The following is a 12,853-nucleotide window of genomic DNA, read 5'->3' as shown; positions in this document are numbered from 1 at the left end:
GTTGCTGAAGCTTACTTCTTCAGCACTTCGACGCCCGGCAGCGGCTTGCCTTCCATCCATTCGAGGAAGGCGCCGCCAGCGGTGGAGATATAGGTGAAATCGTCGGCCACGCCGGCATGGTTCAGCGCGGCCACGGTGTCGCCGCCGCCGGCCACCGAGATCAGCTTGCCTTCCTTGGTGCGCTTGGCCGCATGCTTCGCCGCGACCACGGTGCCGCGGTCGAACGGTGCGATCTCGAACGCACCCACCGGGCCGTTCCACACCAGCGTCGCGGCGTCGTCGATCGCCGCGTGAATGCGCTCGATCGATTGCGGGCCGACATCGAGGATCATGCCGTCCTCGGGGATTGCATCGAGCCCGTAGGCCTGCGACGGCGTATTGGCTTCGAACTTGAAAGCCACGGTGGCATCCACCGGCAGGATGATCGCGCAGCCGGCGGCTTCCGCCTTCTCCAGGATGCGCAGCGCCGTCGGCGCAAGATCCTTCTCGCACAGCGACTTGCCGACGCCGACGCCCTGCGCATGCAGGAAGGTGTTGGCCATGCTGCCGCCGATCACCAGTGCCTGCACCTTGCTGACGAGGTTCTCCAAGAGGTCGATCTTGGTCGAAACCTTTGCGCCGCCGACCACGGCGATCACCGGCCGCTTCGGCGCTTCCAGCGCCTTGGAGAGTGCGTCGAGTTCGGCCTGCATGGTCCGTCCGGCATAGGCCGGCAACTTGCGGCCGAGGCCTTCGGTGGTCGCATGCGCGCGATGCGCGGCGGAGAACGCGTCGTTGACCCAGATGTCGCCGAGCTTCGCGAGTTCGTCCACGAAAGTCGGATCGTTCTTTTCCTCACCGGCATGGAAGCGGGTGTTTTCCAGGCAGAGGATATCGCCGTCCTTCATCGCGGCCACCGCCTTCTGGGCGGGCTCGCCGATGCAACCGTCGGCGAAGGCGATCTGCCTGTTGATGACATTGGCGAGCGCGGCCGCCACCGGCTTCAGCGAATTCTTGTCGTCGCGGCCCTTGGGGCGGCCGAAATGCGCGAGCAGAATGACCTTGCCGCCCTTGTCGGAAATGCCGGTGATGGTCGGCGCAATGCGCTCGAGCCGGGTCGCGTCGGTGACCTTGCCGCTGTCCATCGGGACATTGAGGTCGACGCGCACGAGAACGCGCTTCCCCTTCACATCGACATCATCGAGGGTGCGGAAAGAATTGGTCATGGCTGGCTCGGTCGGTTAGCTCCCATCCTTCGAGACGCCGCGCCGAGGCGCGGCTCCTCAGGATGAGGCGGAGTCCTAGGGGAGAACCCTCATGGTGAGGAGCGCGCCAACAGGCGCGCGTCTCGAACCATGAGTTAGTTGGTCTGCTTACAGCAGCTTGCCCATCGCCACGGCGGTGTCGGCCATGCGGTTGGAGAAGCCCCACTCGTTGTCGTACCAGGAAAGCACGCGCACCAGCGTGCCGTTCTGAACCTTGGTCTGGTCGAAGGCGAAGGTCGACGAATGCGGATCGTGGTTGAAGTCGATCGACACATTCGGATGCACGGTGGTGCCGAGCACGCCCTTCAGCGGGCCGGCGGCCGCCTTCTTCACCGCTTCGTTGATCTCTTCCTTGGTGGTGGCCTTCTTGGCGACGATCTTGAGGTCGATCACCGAGACGTTCGGGGTCGGCACGCGGATCGACACGCCGTCGAGCTTGCCGGAGAGTTCGGGCATCACCAGGCCGATCGCCTTGGCGGCGCCGGTGGAGGTCGGGATCATCGACATCGCAGCTGCGCGGCCGCGATAGAGATCCTTGTGCAGCGTGTCCAGCGTCGGCTGGTCGCCGGTATAGGCGTGGATCGTGGTCATGAAGCCGGTCTCGATGCCGACGGTGTCGTTCAGCACCTTGGCGACCGGCGCGAGGCAGTTGGTGGTGCACGAGCCGTTCGAGACGACCAGATGATCCCTGGTCAGCTTGTCATGGTTGACGCCGTAGACGACGGTGAGGTCGGCATTGTCGGCCGGGGCCGAGACCAGCACGCGCTTGGCGCCGGCGGTGAGATGGGCCGAGGCCTTGTCCTTGGCGGTGAAGATGCCGGTGCATTCCAGCGCGATGTCGACGCCGAGATCCTTCCACGGCAGCGCCGAGGGATCGCGGCCTGCGGTGACCTTGATCTTGTTGCCCTTGCCGAGCTGGATCGTGTCACCCTCGACGGTGACTTCGCCGGGGAAGCGGCCATGCACGCTGTCGAAACGCAGCAGATGCGCGTTGGTCTCAACCGGTCCGAGATCGTTGATGGCGACGACTTCGATGTCGGTGCGGCCCGACTCGTAGATCGCCCGCAGCACGTTGCGGCCGATGCGGCCAAAACCGTTGATCGAAACCCGGATCGCCATTCACTTTCTCCTTGTTGGGGCCCTGCCTTGGATGAGGGCTCTATATAGTCCCGTTTGCGGGCATTTCATGCCCGGATTGGAGCGCTGGTGCAACGTGTCAATTTCACCAGCGCTTTAATGGAGTTAAGCCGCGTTGTGCTTGCGCGTCGCGGCCTCGACCACGGCGTCCGGCGTAATGCCGAACAGCTTGTACAGCTCCTTCGCCGGCGCGCTCGAGCCGAAGCCCTTCATGCCGATGAAGATGCCGTCGTGGCCGATCACGGCATCCCAGCCGAAGCGCACGGCGGCTTCCACCGCGATCTTGACCGGCGCGTCGCCGATGATCGCCTTCTGCTTCTCGTCCGGTTGCTCCAGCAGCAGTTCGAGCGAGGGCACGGAGACCACGCGGGTCGGGATGCCCTTCTCGGCGAGCGTCTTCTGCGCAGCCACGGCGATCTCGACTTCCGAACCCGAGGCGAAGATCGACACGGCCGCCTTGCCGTTCGCCGCGATCAACTCATAGCCGCCGCTGGCGGAGAGGTTGTCGTCGTGATGCGTGGTGCGCACCGGCGAGAGATTCTGGCGCGACAGCGCCAGCATGGTCGGGCCGGTGGTGTTCTCCAGCGCGAGCTGCCAGCATTCGGCGGTCTCCACCGTATCCGCCGGGCGGAAGGTGCGCATGTTCGGCATCGCGCGCATGGCGGCCAGATGCTCCACCGGCTGGTGGGTCGGGCCGTCTTCGCCGAGGCCGATCGAGTCGTGAGTCATGATGTAGACGACCGGGATCTGCGCCAGCGCCGAGATGCGCATCGCCGGGCGCGCATAGTCGGTGAAACACATGAAGGTCGCACCCGCCGGGATGAAGCCGCCATGCAGGGCGATGCCGTTCATGGCCGCCGCCATGCCCATCTCGCGGATTCCGTAATGGATGTAGCGGCCCGCGAAGTCGCCGGGCTTCACTTCCACGGCCTGCTTGGTGCGAGTGTTGTTCGACGGGGTGAGGTCGGCCGAGCCGATCACCATTTCCGGCACCGCCTGCACGATCACCTCGAGCGCGATCTCGCTGGCCTTGCGGGTCGCGACGGTCTGCGGCTCGTCGACCAGCTTCTTCTTCAAGTGGCGGAACGCATCGGCCATGGCGGCGGGGCGCTTGTGGTCGTTGCGGCGGGTGAACTCGCTGCGGATCTCCGCCGGCAGCGCATCGAAACGCTTCTGCCAGTCGGCATGGGCGGCGGCGCCCTTGCTGCCCACGTCGCGCCAGGCGTTCAGCACGTCATCAGGTACTTCGAACGGGCCGTAATCCCAGCCCAGCGCCTTCTTGGTGGCAAGCAGTTCTTCCGCGCCGAGCGGTTCGCCATGCGCCTTGGAAGTGCCGGCCTTCTTCGGCGAACCGAAACCGATGGTGGTCTTGCAGGCGATCAGCGTCGGACGATCGGAGCTCTGCGCGGTCTTGATCGCGGCGGCGATGGCAGCCTGATCGTGGCCGTCGATCTGTACCGCGTTCCAGCCATGGGCCTTGAAGCGCGCCACCTGATCGACGCTGTCGGCGAGCGTCAGCGGGCCGTCGATGGAAATGCCATTGTCGTCATAGAGGAAGATCAGCTTCGACAGCTTCAGATGGCCGGCGAGCGCGATGGCTTCATGGCTGACGCCTTCCATCAGATCGCCGTCGGAGCACAGCACGTAAGTGTAGTGATCGACCACGTCGCCATACTCGGCCGCGAGCATGCGTTCGGCGAGCGCGAAACCGACGGAGGTGGCAACACCCTGGCCGAGCGGGCCCGTGGTGGTCTCGACGCCGGAGGTGTGGAAATTCTCCGGATGGCCCGGCGTCTTCGAATGCAGCTGACGGAAGTTCTTCAGCTGGTCGAGCGTCATCTCCTTGTTGCCCGTGAGATAGAGCAGGGCATAGAGCAGCATCGAGCCGTGGCCGGCGGAGAGGATGAAGCGGTCGCGGTCCGGCCACTTCGGATCGGCGGCGTCGAATTTCAGGAACTGGGTGAACAGCACGGTGGCGATGTCGGCGGCGCCCAGGGGCAGGCCGGGATGGCCGGATTTGGCCTTTTCGACGCCATCCATGGCCAAGGCGCGAATGGCGTTGGCCATTTTCGAGTGATCAACCTGCGTCATATCGTGTTCCGTGTGACTTGAAGGGTATGAACCGGCCTGCCTCCGCTGGAACAGCGGCCTCGCAGCACGTGCGGCATCGCAATGGAGAACCGGGGAATAGCACCTAGGTTCCTGAGAGTCCAAGGCGGTGCCGGGTGTCGCGTCACGATCGAAGCTACCGCCGGTTTTTGACCGCTTTACGGTGCATAGCTTTTGAGCGGCGTTGCGTCCGGGACGCTCCCCGCTTAAATTTCGAGCCTTAAAACCTTGTCGCGGCGTGCTTTTTGGCGTCGCGCCCGCAATCAGGTTCTGCATCGTCCGGTATGATCGAACGTCCCGCCCATCTATCGGCCTCCGATCCCGCCCAAGTCGGCGTGCAGGAGATCGAGTCCGCGACCCGGCGGCTGATGAGCGCGCTGGACGCGCTGGAGAGCGCCGTGGAGCGCCGCCGCGAGGCCGACCGCGACGAGGACGAGCTTGCCGCCCGCATTCAGGCCCTCGGCGCGGATCGCTCGCGCCTGGCTGACGAACTCGACGGTTCGCTGGTGAAGACGCGCAAACTCGAACGTACCAATCGCGAGATCGCGGGCACGCTCGATGCGGCCATCGGCACCATTCGCACGGTATTGGCGGAGCAGGGCCGTGAGTGAGCACGACATGACCCACGTCAACGTCACCATCAATGGCCGGCAATATCGCATGGCCTGCGAGGAAGGGCAGGAGACACGCCTGCTGCGGCTCGCGGAAAGCCTCGAATCCCGCGTGACGAATCTGCGCGGAAAGTTCGGCGAGATCGGCGATGCGCGCCTCACGGTGATGGCGGCGCTGATGGTGGCCGACGAACTCGTCGATGCCAACCAGCAGATCCGGGCGCTGCAGGAGGAGCTGATGGCGCTGCGCGATGTTCGCGTGGTTGCCGCCGATCGCGCGCGCGCGACACAGACCGCGGTCGCCGCGGCGCTGAATGCCGCAGCCGAGCGCATCGAGAAGACCACGCAGGTGCTGAACCGCACCATCGGCGGCGGCGTGGCGATCGGGTGACTGTCATCCCGGCGTGCGCCGGAACGACATCCCCACTGGCGTATCCCGCCCATAACCCTTACATTGCCCGTGCGAGGCTGCGTCGCGCGTCAGGAGCCATATATCCCCGGGGCCTTATCGATCCTTAAGGGAGCTGTCCCTGGCCAGGTCTGTGGACCTGGACACACGGCGCCCACCTACTTTCGTAGGCGTCCCGGGATCGACCGCTTCAACGGCCACCGCGGCTTCGCGCTTTTCTTTTTGAGTTTTCGGACCGGAGCGAGAGATGGTTCTGGAAATCTCATTACCCGATGACCTCGTGTCCTTTGTGAACGCGCAAGTCGCGAGCGGGCACTACGCAACGCCAAGCGATGTCGTGTGCAAAGCGCTGCGGCTGCTGAACGATCGGCAGGAACGGCTTGAATGGCTACGGCAAGCCTATCAGGAAGGGCTCGATAGCGGGTTTGTTGACGAACCGCTCGATGTAGAAACACTAATCGCGGAAGCTAACGCAAAGTGGAACGAACGCCAATCGCGCCTGACCTCGCCCCGCTTGCGGGGAGAGGTCGCCTTGCACATGCGGAGCATGTGGAAGGCGGGTGAGGGGGACTCTCCACGAACGTTAAAGTCCGCGAGAGTCCCCTCATCCGTCCCGGCTGCGCTTCGCTTCGCCGGGCCACCTTCTCCCCGCGTGCGGGGAGAAGGCAGAAGCGCTACTAGTCGGCCATGAGCCTACCCATCCCCACCAAGCCCGACCTTCGCACCGCCGCCCTCGCGCGGCGCTCGGCATTGAGCGAGGCCTATCGCGATGAGGCTGCGCGCGCGCTCGCGACACACCCTTTTCCGCTGACCGTCACGCCCGGCGCCATCGTCGCCGGCTATTCCCCGATCCGCAGCGAGATCGATCCCGTGCGGCTGATGCAGTCGCTCGCGGCGCGGGGGGCGGAGCTGGCATTGCCTGTCGTCGTCGCCCGCGATGAACCCCTGTTGTTCCGCGCCTGGGACACGGCCAATGTCCTGGTCGCCGGATCGCTCGGCATTCTCGAACCGTCACCGGACGCGCCGCCGGTAGCACCCGACATCCTGCTGGTCCCTCTCGCGGCCTTCGACCGCGCCGGCCACCGCATCGGCTATGGCGCCGGTCACTACGACCGCACCTTCGCGCAGTTGCGCGCCGTCAAATCCTTCACCGCCATCGGCGTTGCCTTCGACACCCAGGAGATCGCAGCCATTCCGATGCAGCCGCACGACGTCGCGCTCGATTTTGTGCTAACCGAGACCCGTGTGATCGACTTCCGGAGCAAATGACGTTGCGTATTCTCTTCATCGGCGATGTGGTCGGCAAAACCGGCCGCGTGGTGATCCAGGACAAGCTTCCCGGCCTCGTCAAGGACTGGAAGCTCGATCTCGTCGTGATCAATGGCGAGAACGCCGCCGGCGGCTTCGGCATCACCGAGGCCATCTACAACGATCTCATCGATGCCGGCGCCGATGCGGTGACGCTCGGCAATCACGCCTGGAACCAGAAGGAGGCGCTGGTCTTCATCGAGCGCGCGCCGCGCCTGATCCGTCCGCTGAACTTCCCGCGCCACACGCCCGGCCGCGGCGCGGCGCTGATCGACGCCAAGAACGGCGCGCGTGCTCTCGTCATCAATGCGATGGGCCGCATCTTCATGGAGCCGCTGAACGATCCCTTCGCGGCGGTGACGAAAGAGATCGAAGCCTGCCCGCTGGTCGAGGCCGCCGATGCCATCGTGGTGGATTTCCATTGCGAGGCGACCAGCGAGAAACAGGGCATGGGCCATTTCTGCGACGGCCGCGTCAGTCTGGTGGTCGGCACCCACACGCATATCCCGACCGCGGATCACCAGATACTGCCCGGCGGCACCGCTTACATGACCGATGCCGGCATGACCGGCGACTATGATTCCGTCATCGGCATGCAGAAGGAAGAACCGGTGCGCCGCTTCGTCACCGGCATCCCCTCCGGCCGCTTCGAGCCGGCCTTCGGTCCTGCCACCCTGTCGGGCGTCGCGGTGGAGACGGACGACAAGACCGGTCTCGCAGTCCGGATCGCGCCGGTTCGGATTGGCGGACGGCTGTCGCAGACGATGCCGGAATTCTGGTGAGCGAGAGTAGTTTCTGCTTCGATGGTATCGTGTCCCGGACGCGATGCGGCATTCCAGGCGAAGCGAAGCTTCGCAGGCATGCCGCTTCGCAGAGCCGGGACCGCAACAAACGCCGAGCTTGGTACGGTCCCGGTTCTGCGCAGCAGCGTTGTCGGCGACGCGCCGCGTCGCCTGCGCTGCAGCGGGCCCGGGACACGGTGCTATAAGGTCATAACCACTCTAATTTCAAACGCGCGCCGGTGCTTGCTTCCTGCTGTGCAAGCCCAGCGCCGTCGTCGTCGTGGTCATCATGCGCATATCGCATCCGACCAAAGCCCAATAGCTCGTTCACCCGCTTTGGATGATGATGAGGAGGCAATGCAATCATAAGGAATGCTCGGGGAAGAAAACAAAAGGATGTGCAAATGGTCCCAGATCATGTGGCCGTATTCGCGACAACCATTCTTCTGCTTCCGATGTTCTACCTGCTGTTGGCGGCGCCGGCTTTCCTGCTGGTGAGTCTGGATATTCGCCAGGTCGCTCAATTGCTCCGCATCATGTTCAACGGCTATTTCCTGACGCTGCTTGCCACCAGCGCCGTTGGAATGCTGGCGGTTGCCGCGGAAGGCCGCTTCGCGATTGCGACGGGCATCGGTCTCGTCGTTGCTATGACGGCGGTATGGCGCCGCTGGTTCCTGCAGCACATGGATGCGCGGCTTCGTGACGGCGCCGCCGGCGATCCCAATGCGGCGCGCGAACTGCGGCGATTGCATTGGGGTGGCATGCTGGGCAACGCGGTCCAGATGGCCGTCATTGTCGCCTGTATCCCCTACATTGCCATCGTCCCGGCTTGAGGGGCAGCGCGGAGCATTCCAGTCACGATCACGAAACAACCGAGCAGAAGGAACCGTCGATGAACAAGCTCTTTCAACGCCGGCGGCCGGGATGCACCATCGGGCCGCACGCCGATTCGTGTCCCGATGCCGTCACGGGCGTCAGCTGTTGCAGGTGTTGTCCGCGCTGTTCGTCGGCAGTTCCATGATGGGGACATCGCCATCCACACAGGCGAAAGGAGCGGGCAATCCGGCGCCCAGGCGCGTCGTGACGGGCCGCGACGAGAATGGCAAGTCGGTGCTCAAGTCGTTCGATGGCGCGCAGGTGGTGGAGATCGATGCCAATCCCGGCCTGACATTCTACGAGCTCTATATGACCGAGGGCGTGCCGCAACTGACCGGCCGCGAGCCGGACCCGATGCTGGCGGGGACCAAGGCCTTTCCCGGCCCGGGCGGCACGTTGTTTCGCCTGATCTCCTATCCGCCGAAACGGCCCGAAGGCTGGAAGCCGCCGCCGGGCGTCACCATGGAAAGCGGATTGCGCGAATTGTCGGAGAAGGTTCCGGGGATGGGCGATCATTTCGAACGCGACGTCCCGGGCATGCACACGTCGGATACGATCGATTACGGGATCGTGGTGCGTGGCGAGATGACGCTGGAGCTGGACGATGGACAGAAAGTCCATCTGCGTCAGGGCGACTGTGTCGTGCAGAACGGCACCCGCCATCGCTGGCGTAATCCGTTGGAAGAGCCTTGCCTCATGGCTTTCATATCGCTGGGGGGAAAGCGCGCTTGACGTAAGAGCCTGACTGGAAATGTGGTCCGTAGTTTGGCCCTGTTGGTCGCCCAGGCGGAACGCAACAAACTCTGTCCCTCCCGCCTGAACGCAGCTGCGTTCAGGCTGAGGTGAGGAGGCCTAGCGGCGCAATTGCGCCGCTGACAGCGCCGTCTCGAACCATGAGATGGCTTGGCTCGGAGCCTTTCGGCCATCCCTTGCGAATGGCTACGCCATTCGCTGGGAGACGCCGCTACGCGGCTCCTCAGGATGAGGGGTGGAAAAGCGAGATACTGAGCTGAACGGGCATTATTCCGAACCAAAGCAGCCGAAAACCACCTCGACCGCTTTATGAGACAGACTCTAAAGAGCGGATGGGCGAAGCATCGTCCGCGTTGCCATCAAGCCCTGCTGTTTCTGCTGTCCAAATATCTCTGCGGCGGCGGTCGCCGGTCGTGCCCTCCGCACATCGGAATATTCCGTCGTGCCTGCGCTCGATCGCATTTCGCGCCTTTCGGCTCGCGATCGTCACGCATGCTCACCCAATTGGGGGACGAAACCGGCGTCGTCCCGTGCCTTCCTGTGCGTGTCAGTGGGCGGCGTCACCGATGGTCCGGTGCGCAACGCCGCCCCTGATCGGAGCATAGAGAGGGAACCATGATGTCACTGAAAACGGCCATACTTGTTGCGACGCTGATGGCGAGCATGGCTTCGCATACGGCGTCGGCGCAGGTCGTCGCGCTCGGCGCCAGCAATACCGAAGGCCTGGGTGTCGGATCGTCGGCGGCCTATCCGGCTCAGTTGCAGGGAATCCTGCAAGCGAAGGGCTCGCGCACCACGGTCAGCAATGCCGGCGTGTCCGGCGATACCACGGCCGGCATGCTGTCGCGGCTGTCGAGCGCCGTGCCGGAAGGCACCAAGGTCGTGATCCTGCAGTTCGGCGGCAATGACAACCGCCGCGGGATCTCGCCGGCGCAGCGGCAGGCCAACATCGCCAGCATTCAACAGCAATTGCGGGCGCGCGGCATCAAGACGATTCAGGCCGATGGCTACGTGAAGGCGGCGCTGCAGTCGGGCATGGCCCAGAGCGACCACATCCACCTCAGCGTTGCCGGTCATCAAAGGGTCGCGGCGCAGCTCGCCAGTTCGGTCCGGTAATTCGGACGGGCGGCGATCTTGCCCGCGCATTTCTCGCTGCAATTTTTCAGAGGGGGCCCGCCCCGGCTTGTGTTACGGCGGGCCCTGCATGCCTATCGTTGCTGTCCGCTTGGGATGTCCGGGATGTCGTCAGAACCGGTTCAATACGCGCAGCCCCGTGCGACCGGCGCTGTCTCGGGTAATGTCTCGGGCGCGGTCGCGAAGCGCCGTCTTCATGTGCGCACCCGGGATTATCTGGCCGCACAGATCCGGGATCGGACGGTTGCCGAGCTTGCGATGTTTGCCAAGGGGCTGGCCGTCGTCCTCGTCACCGTCGTGCCGATCGTCCTGACGGTGATCGTCGTTTCCAAGGCGATGATCGAGAACGGCATCGTGATGACCGCGCTGCGGGTGCCGCAATCGCTCGAAGCGGCGGGTTATACGGCGGAAACCGCAACGCAGCGGCTGCTCGACGAAATCGCCACGCTGAACCGGAACTCCAACGCCGCGAAACCCAAAACCGCGCTTGGCGACACGCAATTGATCGATGCGCTGTCGTCCATCGAAACGCCGGCTGGAAACATCGACCTGAAGTCGTTTCAGTCGCTGATCCAGAAGGTGTTGGGAAAGAAGATCGTTCAGATCTCCGGCGAGATCACCACCCGCAACGAGGATGGCAAGGAGCTGCTGAGACTCCGTCTGCGCCAGACGCCCGGCCGTGAAGGTCTGATCGATGTTGAAACGGCGGCGGGGGCCGAAAACCTGTTCAGGAAAGCCGCGCTCAATCTGCTGGAGCATATCGATCCCGAGATCGCAGCGGGCATCTATTTTCGTGAATATGGCGACGAGGAAAGCGCCATGCGTCTGACCGCCGTCGCCCTGGCCGGCGGCCACAAGGATGCGGAAAAATATGCACTGAACCTGCGGACCTATATTTATCTCAGCCGCGGCCAGGTCGCCGAAGCGATGCAGGCGACGGAGAGCGCGCGGGCCATGGACCCGGACTTCGTCGCCGCCGAATACACCAGAGCATTTGTGCTGCTGGCGCAGAAGAAGCCGGAGGACGCGCTCGAGGCGGTGCGGCGCGGCGTCGAGCGCGCGCCGCAGTCCGACAACAGCTACAATTCCCTCGGCATCGTGCTGAATGCGATGGGCCGCAAGGATGAAGCGATCGATGCTCACCGGACCGCGCTGAGCAAGAACGCGCGAAGCATCGTCGCCTATCGCCGCTTGGCGGCGGTCTTCCGCGAAGCCAGGCGGGACAAGGAAGCGAGCGAGGCGCTGCTGACCGGCGTCGCCGTCGTTCCGAGCAGCGCCATGCTGCAGCTCGATTATGGCGAAGACCTGCAGCGTCAGGGCCGCAACTATGAAGCCATCGGGCCGCTGCGGAAGGCGTTCGAGGCACAGCCCGACAATATCAGGTTTCAGATCGCGCTGGCCGAGACCGAACATGCGCTCGGTCATGCGGCTGAGGCGGTCAAGCTGGCTGCGAGCGTGAAAAGCCGGCTCGGCAGCGGCGAAAAATTTTCCGGCAATATCAGACAGCGCGCCGATGCTCTTGTTGCGCGCGTCGGCTCGGGAACGGAGGCAGTCGCAAAATAGCTGTTTCCGAAGGCACGTTCTCCGACGCCATCACCAGCTATGCCGGCAAGGGCGTCGTGCGCTACGTGTGGTGAGACGGTGTCACGAGAGCGGATGAGAGCAGTTTCGAGCTGAACAGTGCGGATTACTGGTTTTCTCCGACGACGCTTGCCGGTTTTGCCCTCGCCGGCGGCGGCACGAATTTCAGCGTCGCGAATGGCGGCCGCGGACGATCCGACCTGTTCCAGGCCGGCGTGTTTGTTCGCCATACCGTGGGCTCGACCTACATCACGGCCGCCGCCGCCTATGGCTGGCAGGATATCACCACCGATCGCACGGTCACCATCGCCGGCATCGACCAGCTTCGCGCCCAGTTCAACGCCAACGCCTATTCCGGCCGTGTCGAGGTCGGCAATCGCTGGGTGATGCCGTGGGTCGATGGTGTCGGCATCACGCCCTATGCCGCCGCCCAGGTCGTAGCCTTCGATCTGCCGTCCTATGCGGAAACCGCCAATGCCGGCGGCAATATGTTTGCGCTGGCCTACGCCGCCAGGACCGCCACATCGACGCGATCGGAGCTCGGCATCCGCAGCGACAAGTCCTTTGCTGTCGGTGATGCGATCCTGACCCTGCGCGGCCGTGCCGCCTGGGCGCATGACTACAACAGCGACCGCAGCGTCGCCGCCACGTTCCAGTCGTTGCCCGGCGCGAGCTTTGTGGTGAACGGCGCCGCGCCCGCGCGCAACGCGGCGCTCACCACCGCATCGGCGGAGATGACGTTCAGCAGCGGCCTCTCGCTGGCCGCGAGTTTCGAAGGCGAATTCTCCGACGTCACCACCAGCACCACCGGCCGCGGCACCATCCGCTATCGCTGGTGAACCGAAGGCGGCGCAGGCGGATTTGTCGGCAATTCCGCTACACGGACCATCCGCAATCGCGGCGCGGTGA

The 12,853-nt window shown here is 64.3% G+C and carries 12 protein-coding genes, 1 other RNA gene and 1 pseudogene; 11 read left to right on the top strand and 3 right to left on the bottom strand.

Going from position 1 to position 12,853, the window contains the following annotated elements:
* Positions 1 to 11: 11 nt before the first annotated feature.
* From E0H22_RS21160 to tkt, 3 genes are all read right to left on the bottom strand, one after another.
* Positions 12 to 1,205 carry a phosphoglycerate kinase gene (locus E0H22_RS21160; RefSeq protein ID WP_233022939.1) on the bottom strand — a complete coding sequence of 398 codons (1,194 nt, stop codon included), beginning with the start codon at positions 1,203 to 1,205 and terminating at the stop codon, positions 12 to 14.
* A 147-nt stretch (positions 1,206 to 1,352) separates the two neighbouring features.
* Entirely contained in the window at positions 1,353 to 2,363 is a 1,011-nt protein-coding gene (gene gap / locus E0H22_RS21155) for a type I glyceraldehyde-3-phosphate dehydrogenase (protein ID WP_233022938.1), read from the bottom strand.
* A gap of 123 nt (positions 2,364 to 2,486) precedes the next feature.
* A complete protein-coding gene (gene tkt / locus E0H22_RS21150) occupies positions 2,487 to 4,472 on the bottom strand; it encodes a transketolase (RefSeq protein WP_233022937.1) in 1,986 nt (661 codons plus the stop codon).
* Between the two features lie 302 nt (positions 4,473 to 4,774).
* Here tkt and E0H22_RS21145 point away from each other — a divergent pair, with 302 nt between their 5' ends.
* From E0H22_RS21145 to E0H22_RS21095, 11 genes and pseudogenes are all read left to right on the top strand, one after another.
* Positions 4,775 to 5,101, top strand: coding sequence for a DUF4164 domain-containing protein (locus E0H22_RS21145; RefSeq protein ID WP_233022936.1), 327 nt, complete (start codon positions 4,775 to 4,777; stop codon positions 5,099 to 5,101).
* 7 nt (positions 5,102 to 5,108) lie between these two features.
* Positions 5,109 to 5,492: a cell division protein ZapA gene (locus tag E0H22_RS21140; protein WP_233026464.1), complete on the top strand. Its 384-nt coding sequence runs from the start codon at positions 5,109 to 5,111 to the stop codon at positions 5,490 to 5,492.
* A 71-nt stretch (positions 5,493 to 5,563) separates the two neighbouring features.
* Positions 5,564 to 5,723, top strand: a non-coding RNA gene (gene ssrS, locus E0H22_RS21135) — 6S RNA.
* 34 nt (positions 5,724 to 5,757) lie between these two features.
* Positions 5,758 to 6,201, top strand: a complete 444-nt coding sequence (locus E0H22_RS21130) for a type II toxin-antitoxin system ParD family antitoxin (protein ID WP_233022935.1) — start codon at positions 5,758 to 5,760, stop codon at positions 6,199 to 6,201.
* Positions 6,198 to 6,779, top strand: a complete 582-nt coding sequence (locus tag E0H22_RS21125) for a 5-formyltetrahydrofolate cyclo-ligase (protein WP_233022934.1) — start codon at positions 6,198 to 6,200, stop codon at positions 6,777 to 6,779. The genes E0H22_RS21130 and E0H22_RS21125 overlap by 4 nt, the downstream gene beginning before the upstream one ends.
* Before the next feature lie 2 nt (positions 6,780 to 6,781).
* On the top strand, positions 6,782 to 7,600 hold the full coding sequence (locus tag E0H22_RS21120) for a TIGR00282 family metallophosphoesterase (protein WP_233022933.1): 819 nt from the start codon (positions 6,782 to 6,784) through the stop codon (positions 7,598 to 7,600).
* A 404-nt stretch (positions 7,601 to 8,004) separates the two neighbouring features.
* On the top strand, positions 8,005 to 8,433 hold the full coding sequence (locus tag E0H22_RS21115; RefSeq protein ID WP_233022932.1) for a hypothetical protein: 429 nt from the start codon (positions 8,005 to 8,007) through the stop codon (positions 8,431 to 8,433).
* A 154-nt stretch (positions 8,434 to 8,587) separates the two neighbouring features.
* The gene (locus E0H22_RS21110) at positions 8,588 to 9,208 is read left to right on the top strand and encodes a cupin domain-containing protein (RefSeq protein WP_233026463.1); all 621 of its coding nucleotides are present in this window, start codon (positions 8,588 to 8,590) and stop codon (positions 9,206 to 9,208) included.
* A gap of 636 nt (positions 9,209 to 9,844) precedes the next feature.
* Positions 9,845 to 10,345, top strand: a complete 501-nt coding sequence (locus E0H22_RS21105) for a GDSL-type esterase/lipase family protein (protein ID WP_347340806.1) — start codon at positions 9,845 to 9,847, stop codon at positions 10,343 to 10,345.
* Between the two features lie 123 nt (positions 10,346 to 10,468).
* Complete coding sequence (locus tag E0H22_RS21100) at positions 10,469 to 11,926, top strand: tetratricopeptide repeat protein (RefSeq protein ID WP_233022931.1); 1,458 nt, start codon at positions 10,469 to 10,471, stop codon at positions 11,924 to 11,926.
* 119 nt (positions 11,927 to 12,045) lie between these two features.
* Positions 12,046 to 12,783: pseudogene (locus E0H22_RS21095) on the top strand (autotransporter outer membrane beta-barrel domain-containing protein); the annotation flags it as partial.
* Positions 12,784 to 12,853: the final 70 nt, after the last annotated feature.

Source organism: Rhodopseudomonas boonkerdii (assembly GCF_021184025.1).
In the GTDB taxonomy this organism is placed as follows: Bacteria; Pseudomonadota; Alphaproteobacteria; order Rhizobiales; family Xanthobacteraceae; genus Tardiphaga; species Tardiphaga boonkerdii.
This window is presented reverse-complemented; position numbering and strand designations above follow the sequence as displayed.